At 40.7% G+C, this 19,172-nt stretch carries 14 protein-coding genes; 6 read left to right on the top strand and 8 right to left on the bottom strand.

Going from position 1 to position 19,172, the window contains the following annotated elements:
• Positions 1-20: 20 nt before the first annotated feature.
• The 3 genes from NZ848_RS17155 to NZ848_RS17165 all read left to right on the top strand — a co-directional run bounded on the left by NZ848_RS17155 (position 21) and on the right by NZ848_RS17165 (position 2,079).
• Positions 21-725 (top strand): DUF4198 domain-containing protein, encoded by a 705-nt coding sequence (locus NZ848_RS17155; protein WP_259016533.1) that lies wholly within the window; start codon positions 21-23, stop codon positions 723-725.
• Between the two features lie 34 nt (positions 726-759).
• A complete protein-coding gene (locus NZ848_RS17160; RefSeq protein WP_253535304.1) occupies positions 760-975 on the top strand; it encodes a hypothetical protein in 216 nt (71 codons plus the stop codon).
• 186 nt (positions 976-1,161) lie between these two features.
• Positions 1,162-2,079 (top strand): DUF6607 family protein, encoded by a 918-nt coding sequence (locus NZ848_RS17165; RefSeq protein WP_259016534.1) that lies wholly within the window; start codon positions 1,162-1,164, stop codon positions 2,077-2,079.
• Between the two features lie 299 nt (positions 2,080-2,378).
• On the opposite strand, the gene NZ848_RS17170 is transcribed toward NZ848_RS17165, so the two are convergent.
• Entirely contained in the window at positions 2,379-4,625 is a 2,247-nt protein-coding gene (locus NZ848_RS17170) for a sodium-translocating pyrophosphatase (protein ID WP_253535306.1), read from the bottom strand.
• A gap of 536 nt (positions 4,626-5,161) precedes the next feature.
• Between NZ848_RS17170 and NZ848_RS17175 the strand changes: the two genes are divergently transcribed.
• A complete protein-coding gene (locus NZ848_RS17175) occupies positions 5,162-7,633 on the top strand; it encodes a PIG-L family deacetylase (protein ID WP_259016535.1) in 2,472 nt (823 codons plus the stop codon).
• Between the two features lie 520 nt (positions 7,634-8,153).
• Positions 8,154-8,516, top strand: a complete 363-nt coding sequence (locus NZ848_RS17180; protein ID WP_253535317.1) for a hypothetical protein — start codon at positions 8,154-8,156, stop codon at positions 8,514-8,516.
• A 124-nt stretch (positions 8,517-8,640) separates the two neighbouring features.
• Here the strand turns inward: NZ848_RS17180 and leuS are convergent, their stop codons facing one another.
• Positions 8,641-11,424, bottom strand: a complete 2,784-nt coding sequence (gene leuS, locus NZ848_RS17185; RefSeq protein WP_259016536.1) for a leucine--tRNA ligase — start codon at positions 11,422-11,424, stop codon at positions 8,641-8,643.
• Between the two features lie 156 nt (positions 11,425-11,580).
• On the opposite strand from leuS, the gene NZ848_RS17190 reads away from it, so the two are divergent.
• A complete protein-coding gene (locus tag NZ848_RS17190) occupies positions 11,581-12,495 on the top strand; it encodes an SAM hydrolase/SAM-dependent halogenase family protein (protein ID WP_259016537.1) in 915 nt (304 codons plus the stop codon).
• A 263-nt stretch (positions 12,496-12,758) separates the two neighbouring features.
• Here the strand turns inward: NZ848_RS17190 and NZ848_RS17195 are convergent, their stop codons facing one another.
• The 6 genes from NZ848_RS17195 to NZ848_RS17220 form a co-directional block, all read right to left on the bottom strand.
• The gene (locus NZ848_RS17195; protein WP_259016538.1) at positions 12,759-13,166 is read right to left on the bottom strand and encodes a hypothetical protein; all 408 of its coding nucleotides are present in this window, start codon (positions 13,164-13,166) and stop codon (positions 12,759-12,761) included.
• A gap of 509 nt (positions 13,167-13,675) precedes the next feature.
• Complete coding sequence (locus NZ848_RS17200; protein WP_259016539.1) at positions 13,676-14,110, bottom strand: hypothetical protein; 435 nt, start codon at positions 14,108-14,110, stop codon at positions 13,676-13,678.
• Positions 14,111-14,515: 405 nt separating this feature from the next.
• Entirely contained in the window at positions 14,516-15,103 is a 588-nt protein-coding gene (locus tag NZ848_RS17205) for a Crp/Fnr family transcriptional regulator (protein ID WP_259016540.1), read from the bottom strand.
• Between the two features lie 85 nt (positions 15,104-15,188).
• A complete protein-coding gene (gene infC, locus NZ848_RS17210) occupies positions 15,189-15,749 on the bottom strand; it encodes a translation initiation factor IF-3 (protein ID WP_101727042.1) in 561 nt (186 codons plus the stop codon).
• A 135-nt stretch (positions 15,750-15,884) separates the two neighbouring features.
• Complete coding sequence (gene thrS, locus NZ848_RS17215) at positions 15,885-17,837, bottom strand: threonine--tRNA ligase (protein ID WP_259016541.1); 1,953 nt, start codon at positions 17,835-17,837, stop codon at positions 15,885-15,887.
• A gap of 34 nt (positions 17,838-17,871) precedes the next feature.
• Entirely contained in the window at positions 17,872-19,086 is a 1,215-nt protein-coding gene (locus NZ848_RS17220; protein ID WP_259016542.1) for a tetratricopeptide repeat protein, read from the bottom strand.
• Positions 19,087-19,172: the final 86 nt, after the last annotated feature.

A 19,172-nucleotide genomic window follows, 5' to 3' on the forward strand; every position in this document is an offset into this window, starting at 1 on the left:
ATACATAAAATCATAACTCTATGAAAATTAAACTTGCAGTATTAGCCTTTATTCTGATGCCCTATGTGTTGCAGGCACATGGCTATTGGTTAGAGGTGAAAGGTTCTGGCAAACCAGGTGAGCCGGCCAGAATACAGATTTATTATGGCGAATATGTAAACCAGGGTAGGATGAAGGGTAAATCGCTCGACAAAATGAATGAGATTAAACTCTTTGTGATTGACGAAGCCGGAAACCGCCAGGACATACCTACCAAACAAACCGAAACACATTGGGAGGGTACCTTTACACCAGCAACTGAGGGCAATTACCAGATACTGGGCATTAACGAAACCCGAGAAGTGAAAGACTGGCACAAGCATAACCTGGGCATTGTAAGACCCATGCAGTACCTGCGCACCAACTATAAAGTGGGCAAAGGTGCCGTACTGGCTAAATCGGTCAATTACTTTGATATTGTTGCCACCGAATCAGATAATGGTATTAGCCTGACCGCTTTTAAAAACAATGTACCTGCCGACAAAGCAAAGTTGACCATCATAAGCCCGGACGGTTGGGACAAAGTAAAAATAACTACCGAAAAAGGCAGGGCTTCATTTGTGCCAAACACCAAAGGGGTGTATCTGATAGAAGCCGAATGGATTGACAAAACACCCGGAACTTATCAGGATAAACCTTATGAGTCGGTCAGGTATCATACAGAAACCACCATTGAAGTAAAATAGGCTCCGACTACTGAATCCACACCACACTTTTGCCATGAAATTTATAACCAATATAAGGAATCCGGATGAATTGCAGAGCCTGAGCGATGAGCTGAAAAAAGTGGGGGTATCTTCATTCAGAATTGATTTCGGCGCTCATCATATTCTTACCATCAATAATGAAGCGGTAAAAGAAGACGAAATAGAATGCGCCCTAAGAAAAGCCGGATGCAAATGCGTTTGCTTTAAGAAATGTAATTATAAAGCTTAAATAACAAAGTGACTGGTTGATTTTAATCATGAATTATCAATGATGTAATGGCGGGTCATTTCATAGACAAACCAATTAATCAAACTGTAATTAATTCAATCGCTTTTGCATAGGTCTGGCAAAACGCAAATAGGAAGTAAAAATCCATTTTTTAACTATAAATCAACTATTTTAATTTAAACAGATATGAAAAAAACATTCATGTTGTTATTGGCAGGATTTGGCGCATTTGCCCAGAAATCGGCCGACATAGCGGCTATCAAAGCACAATGCGGATGCCATGAAGTGAAATTTGATTACGCAGAGACTTTCAGCCCCAATAAAGAGTACAAGCTAAGCAGCCAGTACCATGCGAAAGGAACCGAATATGTATTTGTGGTGGAAGAGTCAAAAGATAAGATTGTTATCCAACACTTACTGGCAATAGGCGACACCATGGTGGTGAAACACTGGCGAGAAGACTGGACCTACGAAGACCCAACCTTATTCAGTTTTTATAAAGAAAGCACCTGGAAATACACGCCACTTGAAAAAAACACGGTAAAGAAAGGCTGGTCGCAGAAAGTATATGAAGTAGAAGATGGCCCACGTTATGAGGGTTTCGCACAATGGTCGCACATAAACGGCAAACACCTTTGGGAAAGCAAAGTTGATGCGCCGCTCCCACGTCGCGAGTACACCAAAAGAAAGGATTACAACGTTCTGAAAAGAGGTAACCGTATTTATGTTACAGATTACGGCTATCTGCACGAACAGGATAACGATAAAGTACTAAGAAAAGATGGCAAAGACCTGGTTTTAGTACAGGAAAAAGGTTTGAACGACTACCGTCGACTGGCTGATGATAAAGCCTGCGAAGTAACTAAAAAATGGTGGGCTGAACATGGCGCTTTCTGGGCTGATGTTCGTGCAGAATGGCAGGGAGTTTTCGACCAACACAAAACTTTTACATTGAAACAATTTGTAAGAAGTAAAATGTTAAGCGAGCATCTGGAAGCCATTGAAAAAGAAAAGAATGATTCAGCAACAAACCGCAAAAAGATTAAAGATGTCTTAACCCAATTTGTAACTTATAATACAGACGAAGTAATTGGCAAAAACTAAGCCCTTGAACAGATTACCGCTGTCTGTGATTTTTGAATTGATAAAGTCCCGTAAGGCGAGAGCTTTGCGGGATTTTTGTTTTATACAATGTGCCAATTAACGAATCTGGTAGAGACGTAATGCTTGCGTCTTATCTTAGAATTTGATTTGCAAAGCATAGTTTTACATACCTGGTTCACCTAATATATATGCCATCAGAGACGCATGCAATGCGTCTCTACTAATTATAAAAAAGAAGCCCCATTGAGCAATCAACGGGGCTTTAAAATAGCTTATTTTAAGCCTGAAAAGGCTCTAAATTATTTCAATGAAGCAACGGCTTCTGCTTTAGCTACATCCGCCTTTGAAGGGGCTGAAACAGCTTTTACAACCGGAGCTTTCTCAGGAACACCAGCATGTTTGGCCGGCACTGCAATGTATGGAGCAATTACCAACGATACGATTGACATCAATTTAATAAGGATGTTCATAGATGGGCCTGAGGTATCTTTGAAAGGGTCACCCACGGTGTCACCGGTTACAGAAGCCTTGTGTGGCTCCGATTTTTTGTAGTAGGTTTCACCGTCAATAACCACTCCTTTTTCGAACGATTTCTTGGCGTTGTCCCATGCACCACCGGCGTTAGACTGGAACATACCCATTAAAACACCCGATACCGTTACACCAGCCAGCAAACCACCCAGAATTTCGGGCGATGAAGTGTCTGGAAAAACATCTTTGAATCCGAAGCCCACTAAAACCGGCACTATAAGAGCGATGGCGCCCGGTAGAATCATTTGTTTGATTGATGCTTGTGTAGAAATTGCGACACATTTTTCGTACTCAGGTTCTGCTTTGTATTCCATAATTCCGGGGATTTCACGGAACTGACGGCGAACCTCATTAACCATTTCCATGGCGGCCTTACCCACCGCAGAAATACAAAGGGCACTAAAAATAAAAGGAATCATACCGCCTATAAACAAGCCGGCTAATACCGGGGCTTTGTAAATATCAATGGCGTCAATTCCGGCAATACCTACAAAGGCAGCAAACAATGCCAATGATGTAAGCGCTGCTGAGGCAATGGCAAAGCCTTTTCCGGTAGCTGCTGTGGTGTTACCAACGGCATCGAGGTTGTCGGTGCGTTCGCGTACTTCCGGAGGCAACTGAGACATCTCAGCAATACCACCGGCGTTATCGGCAATAGGGCCGAAAGCATCAATCGCTAATTGCATGGCTGTTGTGGCCATCATACCGGCTGCGGCAATAGATACGCCATAAAGGCCGGCAAAATGATAAGAGAAAATGATACCGGCTGCCAGAACGATGATGGGTAATACGGTTGATTCCATACCCACAGCCAAACCGCCAATAATATTAGTAGCATGGCCTGTACCTGATTTCTGAACGATAGACATTACCGGGCGTTTACCCATAGCCGTGTAATACTCGGTGATAACAGACATTAAAGCACCTACTACCAAACCAACCACAATAGCCCAGAAGACACCCATGGCCGTAAACTCATGACCGCGAAGGTTCAGGCTGGCAGGTAAAATATTGGTTACCAGAAAATAAGAAGCTATCAGCGTAATGATAATAGACGCCCAGTTGCCCAGGTTAAGTGCGTTCTGTACTGAAGATTGATCGTTTTTGATACGCACAAAGAAAGTTGAAACCAATGATGCCAACAAACCAACACCGGCAATCAGCATGGGTAGTAAAACAGGTGAGAACCCACCATAATTATCGGTAACGTTAATTTCCTGCCCTAAAACCATTGTAGCCAAAATAGTAGCCACATAAGAACCAAAAAGGTCGGCGCCCATACCGGCAACGTCACCCACGTTATCACCCACGTTGTCGGCAATAGTGGCCGGGTTACGCACATCATCTTCAGGGATACCCGCTTCAACTTTACCTACAAGGTCAGCGCCAACGTCGGCAGCTTTGGTATATATACCGCCACCCACTCGGGCAAACAAAGCAATAGATTCGGCACCAAGCGAGAAACCTGCCAGTACTTCAATGGCGGTTTTCATACCGATAGAAGTCAGGTCTTCTCCTTGAGCAAAAATGTTGTAAAACACAATGAATAGTCCGCCCAGACCTAAAACGGCAAGCCCGGCAACACCCATACCCATTACTGAACCTCCGGTGAACGATACCTGCAGTGCTTTAGCCAGCGAAGTACGGGCTGCCTGAGCAGTGCGAACATTAGCTTTGGTGGCAATTTTCATACCTATATAACCGGCGGTGGCAGAAAAAATAGCTCCGATTAAGAATGCAACAGCAATGATAGGTGAGGAATGAATAGGGGATTCGGCAGTGCCTTTGTTTGTGCCCAACCAAGCCAGAATAATGGCCGTAGGAATGGCAAAATATGCCAAGATTTTCCATTCTGCTTTTAAGAATGCAATGGCTCCGTCGGCAATGTAGCCTGAAAGCTTCTGCATGTTGGCATCTCCGGCAGGTTGGTTAGAAACCCAACTGAATCGCCAAGCAGTGTAAAGTAATCCGATTATTCCGAAAGCCGGAACAAGGTAGACAATCTGTGAATCCATAAATGAATTATTTTGAGTTTAGTAAGTATTATTTTAAGAATGTCTACAAATTTACAATAAGAACTTGAATTAGAAAACGCACGATTTTGAAAAAATGACCGATTTTTTGCAAGTTATTGATGGTCAGTATTTTGAATGTGGATAAATTCCGTATCGTGTGGTCTGTTTGTTACTAAAGGAAGTTTTTTTTGCATTTTACTATGCTTTTTGAAAGTAAAATACCTTATAAATAACCCGTTTTTTCAGAGGCTGACAATTCGTCATATTTTTTGGTTGGAGATGTAAGAAAAATTGCTTGTAATGCGGCCGAATGGAGCGCAAAGATGATTTGAATTTTGCCTTTATAAAACAAAATGACTATTTATAACAGGTTTGTTTTTAGTGATTTGATTTTTGATGAAGTTCAATTCCTAAATTAATTTCGGTAAACAAAAATCTTTATTAACTTTCTGACCAGATTCATACGGCTTATATTCCAACCTTTTTATTAGTTCTGTTTTTCCATCTTAACCTGATTTTTATAATATCTAACTACAATGAAGAAAACCCTAATTTACTTTTTTACACTTTTTACAATGATTAGTTTCGGTCAAACGAAACAATTGAGTACCGGTGAAATCATCCAAGCCATGAAAAGGCTCAATGTAGTGGGCAATGTATTGTACGTGGCTGCACATCCGGACGATGAAAACACACTTTTTATTACCTGGCTTTCAAAAGAGAAAATGGTGCGCGCTGGCTATATTGCCATGACCCGTGGCGATGGCGGACAAAACCTGATAGGCTCGGAGCAGGGAGAATACGTAGGTTATCTGCGTACTCATGAGCTGCTGGGCGCCAGAAGTGTTGACGGCGGCGAGCAGTATTTTACCCGTGCCAATGATTTTGGCTTTACTAAAACTACCGATGAAGCCCTAAAAACATGGGGCAAAGAACAGATTCTGGCAGATTTGGTTTGGAGAATCAGAAATTTTCAGCCTGATGTAATGGTAAATCGTTTTCCGCCAGACCCCCGTGCCGGGCATGGGCATCACTCGGCATCAGCCGTGTTATCAGAAGAAGCCTATAAAGCGGCTGCTGACCCGGCGCGATTCCCTGAACAACTGACTTATGTGAAACCCTGGCAGGTAAAGCGGGTGGTTTGGAACTCGTTCTCGCCCAATTTCCAGAACAACACACCCGAAGAAGGCAATTTTATAAAAATAGAGCTGGGTAATTATAATGCATTACTGGGTAAATCATACACTGAAATTGCTGCCGAAGCACGCAGTATGCACAAAAGCCAGGGATTTGGTTCTGCAAGAACCCGTGGTGAGCGTGCAGACTATGCTTTGCATAAAGTAGGAGAACCCGCACAGAAAGATTTGTTTGATGGCATAGACATGACCTGGAAACGTGTAAAAGGCGGCGAAAAAGTGGAAGGTATGGTTAATCAGATGCTTGCTGATTTTAAAGCTGAAAACCCGTCGGCATCTGTTCCTGCTCTGATAAACATTTACAATGCCATAGACGGGCTTGAAGTTAATGTCTGGACCACCTACAAAAAAAATGAAGTAAAGGATTTGATTCTAGCTTGCAGCGGACTTTGGTTTGAGGCGAATCCGGTTGATTATTCAGTAGCGGGTGGTGATAAAATCAAGGTGAATCTGAGTGTTATATCACGCTCTGATGTAAACATTACCTTAGATAAGGTGAGCTTTAAAGGTACCGGAAAAGATTCAACCATGAATCTGAAACTGGTTTATAATAAGCCGGTTAATCAGTACTTTGATTTGACGATTCCGGCAAGCACACCAATAACACAGCCATATTGGTTAATGGAAGAAAAAGAAAAAGGTTTTTATAAGGTAAAAGACCAGCTATTGAGGGGCCTGCCTATTAAACCTGCTGATTTGGTTTGTGATTATACCTTTACCATTAATGGTAAGGCATTTAATTTTCAGACACCTCTTACCTATAAGTTTGTTGAACCGTCTATCGGTGAAATTTATCGATACTTTGAGGTTCGTCCGGAAGTAATGGCCACAATAGACGAAAAGGTGTATGCCTTTGCTGATAACCAGCCTAAAGATGTTAAAGTAACCGTAAAAGCCGGTAAAAAGGGTGTGTCAGGCAGTGTGTCGCTGGTAGCACCGGCGGGCTGGAGAATTGAACCTGCGGCCATTAATTTTGAATTGAAAGATAAGTATGAAGAAAAGATAGTGAGCTTTAAGGTTTACCCGTCTGCCATGGCATCAGATGTGAGCCTAAAAGCAGTGGTAAAAACCGCCAGCGGTACTTATAACCGCGGAATTGCTACCATAGATTACAAGCATATACCTGCGCTTACTTTGTATCCGGTTTCTGAGGCAAAGGCCATCAGAATTGATTTAAAGAAAAAAGGAACAAAAATTGGATACATTGCCGGTGCCGGTGATGAAGTGCCTGCGGCTTTGGCACAAATTGGATATCAGGTAACGATGCTTACCCCGGTTGAATTGGGTAAGGATTTATCTGCCTATGATGCCATCATTGTTGGGGTACGTGCCTATAATACAGAAGAGCATCTGAAGTATTTTCAGGATAAACTAATGGATTATGTAAAAAATGGCGGTAATGTGGTTACGCAATACCAAACCAATGCCTTCTACGGGGTATCTAAAGTAAAAGAAATGGGGCCATACAATTTCGGTATCGGTCGCGGACGAGTAACAGATGAAACAGCAGAGGTAACCTTCCTGAAACCTGCACACCCTTTGTTGAATACCCCTAATAAAATAACAGCAAAAGATTTTGATGGCTGGATTCAGGAAAGAGGATTATACTTTGCCGATAAATGGGCAAAGGAATATGAAACTATCTTTACAATGCATGATGCAGGCGAAAGAGAAGAGGAAGGAAGCGTGCTATATGCCAGATATGGAAAGGGTAATTTTGTATTTACAGGTTTGTCGTTTTTCAGAGAGTTACCAGCAGGCGTACCCGGGGCATATAGGTTGTTTGCCAATATGATTTCGGTAGGCAAATGAAATTCTTCCAATAAGTCTAAATAAAAATAGGAGCGGGTTGCCTGCTCCTATTTTTTTATAATTGTAGAGCCGAATTGCAATGCGGCTCCTGTTGCAGAATTTGTGTTTTCTATTGTTAATAGTATTTATCCAAATAATCATTTAATGAACTAAACGTGCCCGTGAAGCCGCATTGCAATGCGGCTCTACCAAAATCCAGTTTAATTTTGAAAAATTAAAAACCTTATATAAGTTATTATATCTAAAGCCCTGTAGGGGCGATATATCAGTAGAAGTAGAATTCGTTCCAAACTGAGAGTCCCCTCAGGGACGATATATTCTTATATCATCTCCGATGGGATTCTTGTAAAATCAAGGCGTTGTTTTTTAATTTTGGTATTAATATATTATGTTCTGAAACGTCAATATAAATAGAGTGCCGTTAAATAACTTCTTCTGAATTCTCTTGATTTACATGTTAAATACTCTCAATTTAATAATGCCAAAGAAATTTTGTAAAAAATTCAAACACAACTGAATTATGAAAACTATCTCATTAATACTTGTCTTCTTTGTACTTTGTTTACAAGGGTGTAAAAAGGAGAATCCTGAATCATCTACTTTAGAGAAATGCGAGATTTCAAAAAAGGAAGGTTGGTTCGTTGAATATGAAATAAAAGAAGTAACCGGAACGATTTTGAAGAATCCATCTTCTACTAATCCGCAATCATTTCTTATTGAATTGGATTATAAGTATCCCACAATAGTCATTCCTTGCAACTTGCCTTCAGGTTTTGAGACGCCTAATACCAAAGTAATTGTGTCAGGAAAAATTTATAATCATCCTTTGATTGATTTTCAATATTTTCCTATGGAGCTAACGTTCATTAAGCTTATTAAATAAAGAGAGTCCCGTCAGGGACGATATATTAATATACCGTCCCTGACGGGACTCAACACTAAATTTACTTCTGATTTTCTACTGATATATCATCCCTATTGGGATTATTAGTTTAAAATCAATATTCTTACACTACTACGTTCACAATCCTCTTCGGCACTACAATCAGTTTTTTTGGTGCGTTGCCTTCCAACCATTTAATTACGTTTTCGTTTTCTAAAACAGCCTTTTCAATATCTTCTTTACTCATATCCGCAGGGAAAGAAATGGAGGTTCTTACTTTGCCGTTTATCTGAATCGGGTATTCAAATGAGTCTTCAATCAGGTGTTGCGCCTCAAATGCTGGGAAACGCTGTTGGGTAACAGTACCTTTTTCATTGCCCAGAATCTCCCACAATTCTTCTGAAAGGTGTGGTGTATATGGCGACAGCACTATTACCAGTTGCTCAAGAATGGCTTTCTTAGAAGATTTCAAATCAGATAGCTCATTCACGCAAATCATGAATGTACTTACTGAGGTATTGAAAGAGAAACTCTCTACGTCTTCAGATACCTTCTTGATGGTCTTGTGTAAAGCCTTTAATTCTGCTTTGGTAGGTTCGACATCCGTTACAATGTACTTGCCGTTCTGGTCGAAAAACAAACGCCATAGCTTACGAATGAAGCGGTAAGTACCTTCAATACCGCGCGTATCCCAGGGTTTGCTTTCGGTCAATGGCCCCAGGAACATTTCATATAAACGGAATGTATCTGCGCCGTATTTATCTACGATATCATCCGGATTCACAACGTTGAATTTCGACTTCGACATCTTTTCAACTTCAGAACCACAACGATAAACGCCGTCTTCCAGTATAAACTGAGGATCGTCACCTATATCATTTCTGGTTGCCTTGAATTTTTCAACATCAAGCACATCGTTATCAACGATATTTACATCTACATGCAGCTTGGTAGTATCATACTGATCTTTCAATCCATAAGAAACAAAAGTAACCTTATCAGTGCCTTTTACACGATACACAAAGCTTGATTTGCCCATAATCATACCCTGATTGATGAGTTTTGCCGCGTATTCTTCCTGCGGCACGTAGCCTCTGTCTTTCAGGAATTTGTTCCAGAAACGGCTGTATAACAAGTGGCCTGTGGCGTGTTCGGTTCCACCCAGATACAAGTCTACATTCTGCCAGTAATCAATGGCTTCTTTTGATGCAAATTCTTTGTCGTTCTGTGCATCCATGTAACGGTACCAATACCAGCTGCTACCTGCCCAACCCGGCATAGTGCTTAGCTCGTATGGGTTCCCTTTGTAATTCCAACCTTCTGCACGGCCTAAAGGTGGCTCTCCGCTTTCGGTAGGCTGATACTTGTCAATTTCAGGCAGTACTAATGGCAGGTCTTGTTCATCAACCAGATATGGCAAGTTGTCTTTGAAGTAAACCGGAACCGGCTCTCCCCAATAACGTTGGCGCGCAAAAACGGCATCACGTAAGCGGTAATTTACCTTGCCTTTTCCAATGGCAAGTTCTTCAAGGCTGTCAATCAGTTTTTGAGTAGCTTCTTTATACCCTAAACCGTTAATAATGCCCGAATTAATATATTTTCCTTCTTTGGTTGCATCGGCCTGTGTATCAATATCTACTTGTGCATCCAGTATCGGCACAATCGGTAAATTGAAATGCGTTGCAAAATTCCAGTCGCGCTGGTCGCCAGACGGCACACCCATTACCGCACCGGTACCATAACCTGCCAATACGTAGTCGGCAATCCAGATAGGTACTTTTTCACCACTGAAAGGGTTGATACAGTAGCTGCCTGTAAATGCACCTGAAACCTTTTTTACGTCAGACATCCGGTCTAGCTCCGAGCGTTTCTGTGTTTCGGTGATATAGTTATCAATACTTTCTTTTTGTTCAGGTGTAGTTAATGAGGCCACCAACTCATGCTCTGGGGCAAGTACCATAAAAGATACGCCATATATGGTATCTACCCGGGTAGTGAACACTTCAATCAGTGTTTCGGGCTGGTTTTCTACGGCAAATTTTACCATGGCGCCTACCGAACGGCCAATCCAGTTGCGCTGCTGCTCTTTTAAAGATTCAGACCAGTCTACCGTATCCAGACCTGAAATAAGCCGGTCGGCGTAGGCAGTTATGCGCATCATCCACTGTTGCATTTTTTTCTGAATCACCGGGTATCCGCCGCGTTCAGAAACACCATCTTTTACTTCGTCGTTAGACAATACCATACCTAAAGCCGGACAGAAATTTACAACGGCCTCTGAAAGGTAAGTTAAACGATATTTAAGCGATAGGCTATATTTTTCTGTATCTGTAAAGCCATTCCATTCATCGGCCGTAAATATGGCTGCATCATCATCACAAACGGCGTTTACACCTTTGGTGCCATTCTGAGCAAATTTCTCGTACAGCGTCTCAATTGGTTCGGCCTTGTTACTGTCTTTGTTATACCAGCTTTTGAAAAGCTCCATGAAAATCCACTGCGTCCATTTGTAGTATGACGGGTCAGAAGTACGTACTTCGCGGCTCCAATCGTAACAAAAACCGATTTTCTTTAGCTGGCTTATGTAGGTTTTAATGTTGGCCTCGGTAGTAATAGCCGGATGCTGACCTGTCTGAATTGCATATTGCTCTGCCGGTAGGCCGAAGGAGTCAAAGCCCATTGGATGCAATACATTGAAGCCTTTCAGTCTTTTGTATCTTGAATAGATATCGCTGGCGATGTATCCTAGCGGATGGCCAACGTGAAGACCCGCCCCAGATGGGTAAGGGAACATATCTAATACATAAAACTTGGGTTTGGAATGGTCAATTTTAACTTCATAGGTTTTGTTTTCTTCCCAGAATTGCTGCCATTTCTTGTCGATCTCACGGTGGTTATACTCCGACATAAATAATTTTATATAATGTAAATGAGCCTGAATAGCTCTTTGTTTAAGTAATTTTTTTGCAAAAATAGCATTTTAAGGCTTTAAATTGTTAATTTGTTCAATAATATCCCTAAAACTTATCAGGCATTTCTAAAGATACCATTTAACTGATAGCCCATGTTGCGCAAAATCTTCCTTACTATTCTGTTTTTTTTTCTGATAGCCCTGGCAGGTGTTATTTATGTGTTCAGATACAAATCTGAATCGGCTTTGGTGCTGATGACTGATTTTGGCACAAAAGACGGAGCAGTAGCAGCCATGAAAGGTGTGGCCCTGCAACAGTCGGGCAAACTGGTAATACATGATTTAACCCATGATATACCCGCCTTTAATATCTGGGAAGGTGCCTATCGGTTGCAACAAACAGCGCCTTATTGGAAAGAAGGGACGGTATTTGTATGCGTAGTAGACCCGGGGGTAGGCACTGATAGAAAATCAATAGTGCTGAAAACCAAAGCCAATCATTACTATGTTGGGCCTGATAATGGTTTGTTTACACTTGTTGCGGAGCGTGAGGGTGTTGATGAAGTGCGGGAGATTTCAAGTGCCAACCGCCTGCCAGACTCGCAGGGTTCTTATACTTTTCATGGCCGTGATGTATTTGCTTTTACCGGAGCAAAACTGGCAGCAGATATAATTGATTTAGATGGAGTAGGGGCATCGGTGCCTGGAAACCAATTAGTAAGGTTGGCGTATCCCAGACCTACGTTTAAAAATAAAGTGCTATCTGGTGGTATAGCCATTCTGGACATACAGTATGGAAACTTATGGACTAACATTGATGAAAAGACATTCAAACTGCTACGCGCGAAAGAAGGTGACAGACTGCAGGTGAAAATTTATGGGAATGACCGGCTGGCCTATCAGGGGCAGGTATTATTTGGCCATACTTTTGGTGATGTGAAAGAAGGGGAGAGCATCCTGTATCTGAATAGCCTGATGAATCTTTCGTTGGGTATTAATATGGGTAATTTTGCCAATACTTACAAAATTGGAAGCGGTACTGACTGGCGCATTGAAGTGAGCAGGTAATGAAAAGTGCATCATTTAAATAGCAACCCAATGGGAATTGTTACGGGCAAAACCATTAAGAAAACGAGTTCATAATAGTTCGATTATTAAGGTAATAAAAAAAAGACGTACCAATAAAAATTGATACGTCTTAATTCTTAATTATCTATATATAATTACTTCTTAGTTGCCTTTGGCGCTATGAAAACAATCATACGCTTACAGTTTAATATTTTCTTTTATATAACTGATGGCATATTTTCTTCTTAATTTATTATCAACTTTTACTTTACTTCTTCTGCATAATTAGGAATAGCACAGTCGCCAAAAGGTGCTGTCTTTTTCTTCATAGATTTTATGTCATCAGGAGATAAATAGGGGAGCTTATATCTTTCATGCGTAAAGAAGTTTCCCCAGTTCCAGAACTCCCATATATTTCTTCTGAAATTCCTGTAAACGATTGTATCTGGAGAAGTGGGATAACATTCCCGGAAACTCTTAAAAATAATGTCAATGTCTCTGATGTGTGGACCTTTCATTTCATCTTCCCACATTCTGAATTCACCATGTGCAGTTGAATAATTGAAATCTTTTATATGAAACTCAGGGAGGAATAGAACACTGCCAAGAAGCATGCGGAAAAGGCCGATGTAATTAGAAGCATAGGCGATGAACCCAAATGCTAAAATCAATATTGTCCAAATTTTAAGTTTTTTTTTCATATCAAGAGTTTTAAAATTGTATTGACTTTCTAAAAGTTGGAAAGTTAACTGGTAGATATTTTTTGAACTTAATTTTAGAAAGCTTTAAGGCAAGTAAATCTCATAAAAAGCAATTCACTTGCCTTAAAACTTTGAAATCTTCAGAGTTATTTACAAGAGCCGCTTGATTCTGTTATCCCACCGCCTGCATTTATGGTTACTGAACTACTATTAGACATTCCTCTTATAATCTGACCTAATCTTGCTGGTGTGTGAAGGAAAAGGTATGTAAATCCACCACCACCAGTTGGAATTGGGCCTACTTTACTTAAAGGCAAGGGAATATTAATCCCAGCATTACTTAGAACACTCAATGCGGCATCCGTACAATTATAGTCCTCTAACGAGTAACTACTATTTTGCCAATTAATTGATGAATTAACAGCATTTGTAAATTTTGTACTATTAACAAAGTAAGTTGCACTTACATCATAAGGTAATTAACTATTATCTCTAATAACAGATGAAATATTAAAGAATAAGGAAATTGGCGCCCAAACATTAGGATAAAATCCTACACTGCGAGATGTAGTTTGACCTGTATTATTATCTATTTTTGAAAATTGAATAAAAGTATGTCCAACATCATTATTATCGTCAATTGGTCTGGACGAGTTAGATATTGGTTGATCTACACAAATGGCAATTTTATAAGTGTAATTGCCCGAATTGTTTTTCATACAATTTAATTCTGAGTCAATGTTTATATTAGGAGAAGCATTACCCCCAGAAAAAGATAAACTTTGATATGTCAATATAGGATTCCACCCTGCATATCCTCCTCCCCCAGTCGAATAATAATCATTTGGTGAAAATGTAATATCACTGCCGCCAAGGCCACTACAATAAGCATTAATAGAATGAGAATAATGCACGTCGCCAAAATTTTACGCTGGTACACATACTTTCACAAAAACCGGAATTTGCCCACAAGGTTAACCTCTTACTCTTTTAATTCTACCATTTTTAGTTAGATATTCTTCCCCTGTTATCAAGTTGCCTTCTAATTTCCCCTTTTTAAAATCTAAAGCTCTTAAAAAAGAACCTTAAAGGTCACGAACCCAAATATATCCTGAAAAAGAATAAGGCTCATTTTTCTATTTTGTAAAGAAAGTGTCATCAGGAATTGTAGTTGATAATTCAGCAATGATTTTTCCGTTTTTTGGCTTAAACATCAATAAGCTAGTAAGCTCACTTACTCCAAGTTTTCTTTCATTGAATAACTTGTTGTGGCTTGAAGCAAAAATATTAGCGTAATATTTTAAAAAAATTGATTCAAATCATTTTTTTGCCCTCAACCGGCTTAATGTTTCTGGTTCAATTTCCAGATGCGAAGCAATATGTTTGACAGGTACCCTATGTAGAATGTCGGGAATTTGCTGCTGCAGAAAAACATATCTTTCGTTCACAGATTTCATCCTGATATTGTAGTTTCTTATTTCACTTAAACAATAATACTTTTCAGTCAGTACTCTTCCAACGTAATTAAATTCAGGGAAATTATCATATAGAAACTGTAAATCTGTATAAGAAAGTGACCACATGACGCAATCTTCCAGTGTTTCTATATATTCGTTTGATGGTTTTTGTAAGAAAAAACTAATGACAGAAATAATAATATCGGCCTCCTTAAAAAACCAGGTTGTATGTTCCTTACCGTTTTCGATGAAATAGGCTCTTACAATTCCTTTTTCAATAAAATAGATTTTTCTGTTTACTGTTTCCGGCTGAACAATCATTGACTTTTTAGCGAAAACCTCATTTTTTAGCTTCTTTTCTAAGAAATCTTGTATTTTTGGAGATAAAGGCTTTATGGCAGCAAGAGTGGAGATAATCTGTTGCATAAATTGTGTAGTTAAAGTTTTCACAGCTTTGTTAATTATTCCATAAAAATAAAAAAAAGACGCACCAATAAAAATTGATACGTCTTACTTCTTAATTATCTATAAATAATTACTTCTTAGTTGCCTTTGGCGCTATGAAAACAATCATACGTTTACCTTCCTGCTTGAATTCACCTTCTGGTTTACCGTACTCATCAAGCCCTGCAATGAAGCGTCTCAAGAGTTCGGCTCCCTGATCTTTGAACACAATCTGGCGGCCTACAAAGTGTACATAGGCTTTCACTTTGGCGTTTTCTTTCAGGAAACTGATGGCATGCTTCAATTTAAAATTAAAGTCATGGTCGTCAGTCTGCGGACCGAAACGTATTTCTTTGATGACCGTCTTGGCAGCTTTGGCTTTTATTTCCTTCTGCTTTTTCTTCTGGTCATATTTAAATTTAGAATAATCTACAATTCTGCAAACTGGGGGATTGGCCGTAGGAACTATCTCAACCAGGTCGAGGCTTTGTGCCTGTGCCATTGCAAGGGCCTGATTGGTATCAAAAATGCCTTGCTCTACATTGTCGCCGACTAAGCGGACTTGAGGTACCCGTATTCTTTGATTGATACGGTGTTCATCTTCTTTCTGTACTGGTCTTCTGAAATTACGATTGAATGGTTGTTGTGCCATTTAACGATTTTAAGGTTACTAATAATTGATTTTTACGAAATTATGAACAATAATCTTAAAAACAAACAATAAGTTAATTTTTAAACAAATTACAAGAGCCGTCAGGCTGTTTTATTATCTAACGGCTCCTGTTATTTAATTTGAACCGAATTTCGGGATATTTTTGTTGATTTCTGCTTTGGCATAAGCAACAAATTCTTCGATGGTCATTGAGCCTAAATCTCCTTCACCTTTACGGCGTACCGACACCCTTCCTTCTTCCGATTCTTTTTCACCTACAATGAGCATCAACGGTAATTTGTTTACTTCTGCATCACGTATTTTACGACCAATTTTCTCGTCTCTATGGTCAACATAACCTCTGATGTCGTTCTCCTGTAAGGTTAGGAACACATCATTGGCATAGTCTTCATATTTTTCCGAAATCGGTAGAATGGCTATCTGATCAGGCGACAACCACAAAGGGAAATTACCGGCTGTGTTTTCAATCAGAATGGCTATGAAACGTTCTAATGAGCCGAATGGCGCGCGGTGAATCATAACCGGGCGGTGCTTCTGGTTGTCAGAACCAACGTATTCCAGCTCAAACCTTTGTGGTAACTGGTAGTCTACCTGTATGGTTCCCAACTGCCATTTACGGCCTAAGGCATCTTTTACCATGAAGTCGAGTTTTGGCCCGTAAAATGCAGCCTCGCCCAGTTCTTCTACCGTATTTAGTCCTTTTTCGGCGGCTGCTTTTCTGATAGCATTTTCTGCGCTATCCCATGCCTCGTCGGTTCCGAAATATTTGGTTTTATTTTCAGGGTCTCTTAATGAAACCTGCGCCGAAAAGTTATCAAAACCAAGCGCCTTGAAAACATATAACACAAGGTCTATTACTTTTTTAAATTCGTCTTCTACCTGGTCTTCACGGCAGAAAATATGGGCGTCGTCCTGAGTAAAGCCGCGTACACGTGTTAAACCATGTAACTCACCACTTTGTTCGTAACGATACACGGTTCCGAATTCAGCCAGGCGCAATGGTAATTCACGATAACTTCTCGGCCTTGAACGGTAAATTTCACAATGGTGAGGGCAGTTCATGGGTTTCAACATAAACTCTTCGCCTTCTTCAGGCGTAGCAATTGGCTGAAAAGAGTCTTTCCCGTATTTTTCCCAGTGCCCTGATGTAATATAAAGCTGCTTGCCACCAATATGAGGGGTAACAACCTGCTGGTATCCTGCTTTTACCTGCGCCCGGCGCAGAAAATTCTCCAGCCTTTCTCTCAGCATGGCACCTTTAGGCAACCATAATGGTAAGCCTTTGCCTACTTTTTCAGAGAAGGTGAAAAGTTCCAGTTCCTGGCCCAGTTTGCGGTGGTCGCGTCTTTTGGCTTCTTCCAGAAACTGAAGGTATTCGTCCAGCTCTTTTTGTTTCGGGAAAGTGATACCATAAATGCGGGTAAGCATTTTGTTGTTCTGGTCGCCTTTAAAGTAAGCACCGGCCACATTCATAATTTTGGCGGCTTTGATAAAACCGGTATTAGGAATATGAGGCCCGCGACACAAGTCGGTGAAATTACCCTGGCGGTAGAAAGTAATAGAACCGTCTTCCAAACCCGAGAGTAAATCCAGCTTATATTCGTCGCCTTTTTCTTCAAAGTACCTTACTGCATCAGCTTTAGACATCGGAATACGCTCGTAGTCGTTTTTCTGACGAGCCAGTTCCAACATTTTATCTTCTATTTTCTTGAAGTCGTCGTTTGATATAGTAACTCCGTTGGTATCAACATCATAATAGAAACCGTTTTCTAATGGCGGGCCTACCCAGAATTTAACACCGGGATACAAAGCCTCCAGCGCCTCGGCCATTAAGTGTGCCGACGAGTGCCAGAATGTAGATTTACCGTCCGTATCGTTCCAGGTCAGAAGTTGCAAGTTTGAGTCTTCTTCTATGGGTTGACTGGTATCCTGAACTTTTCCGTTCACCCTGGCAGCCAGTACGTTTCTTGCCAGCCCTTCGCTGATGGAAAGGGCGACATCGTAACTCGAGCTTCCTTTTGGATAATCTCTTACGCTTCCGTCCGGTAATGTAATTTTAATCATCATTCTGGTTGTACTATTTTTTATTAATTGTTGCTACTTATCTGAACCTGATTTTCTTTAACGAATCAGTTTTTACATTAACTTTTGCTTTTGGTTTTATTGTATTTACTTTCACCCTTGCGGTGTCTAGTAATTTACGGGGTTCTTCAACTACTGGCTTCGGAGTCTGTTTTTTAACAACAACGTCGTTATCAGAATAGTTGCGATAACCAAAGTTTAACCTGCCAGATACCCTGTTGAGTGCTACAATTGCCTGCTCATCGTTCGGGCTTTTCTCAACGGCCTCTTTCAGCGCGTTTTCGGCCTCCTGAAGATTGCCCAGCTGCTCATACGTAAGACCCAGCAAAAAGTAAACCTTGGGTAAGTCGCGGTTTATGCCGGCGGCTTTTTGATAGTTTTCCAGTGCTCTTTCATAGCTTTTCCAACGGTAATAAATGGCACCTGCGTATAATAGCACATCTGTTCTTCTGGGGTCTACGCGGGCTGCCCGTTCATAATTAACCAGAGCGCTGTCCAGCCATCCTTTTTTAAAATAGGTCAGTCCTCTTTCTACAATAAAATCTGCATTGTTCTTAAATTCAGCAATGGCTTTCTGATTAACTACCAGCGCGGAGTCGTACATCCGGTAGCTTTGAAGTATGTCAGTCAGCTTTGTGTAGCCCTCGCGGAACGACGGCTTAATTTCAATAGCTTTGTTAATAAGCGCAATGGCACTTACGGTGTCGCCTTTGCGTGCAGCCAGGGTGCCTCTGTAGAAATGCGTTTCACCATCAAACGGCGCTGTTTGCATTGATTTTGCCAGGTACTTTTCTGCACCGGCCAGGTCATTTCTTTGCTGAGCAAGGTCGCCCAGTAGCGTATATAATTCCGGGGTGTCAAAGTTCAGGATTTCAGCACTCTGCGCAAAAGAAAAAGCCTCATCTATTTTTTTCATTCTGCGCAAAATAAGCGCCTTTGTAAACAAATATTTGCCCACATTTGGCTTCAGCTGGTCGGCACGGTTAATGTCTTCCAGAGCGCTTTCGGTGTCGTTCAGTTTCAGATATATGCCTGCTCTTTTGTAATAGTTCTCTGCCACGCTGGGGTTGCTTCTGATGGCCTCTGTAAGAGCCACCTCGGCAGCTTCGTTCATTTCGCTTTCAGTCTGAAACTGTGTAGGCGGAATTTTGGAGCGCTCGCGGTTGCCTTGCCCACAGGCGGCAAGCAAAACCGTTACTATCAGTAAAATATATAATTGAAATTGTTTTTGCATTATTATTTGGTGGTACCACACAGGCATACAGCCATTTTTTTACAAAAATCCGAAAATTTTCTAACAATAAAAACCTTTACCAAGAA

It is taken from the genome of Emticicia fluvialis, from assembly GCF_024793945.1.
In the GTDB taxonomy this organism is placed as follows: Bacteria; Bacteroidota; Bacteroidia; order Cytophagales; family Spirosomataceae; genus Emticicia; species Emticicia fluvialis.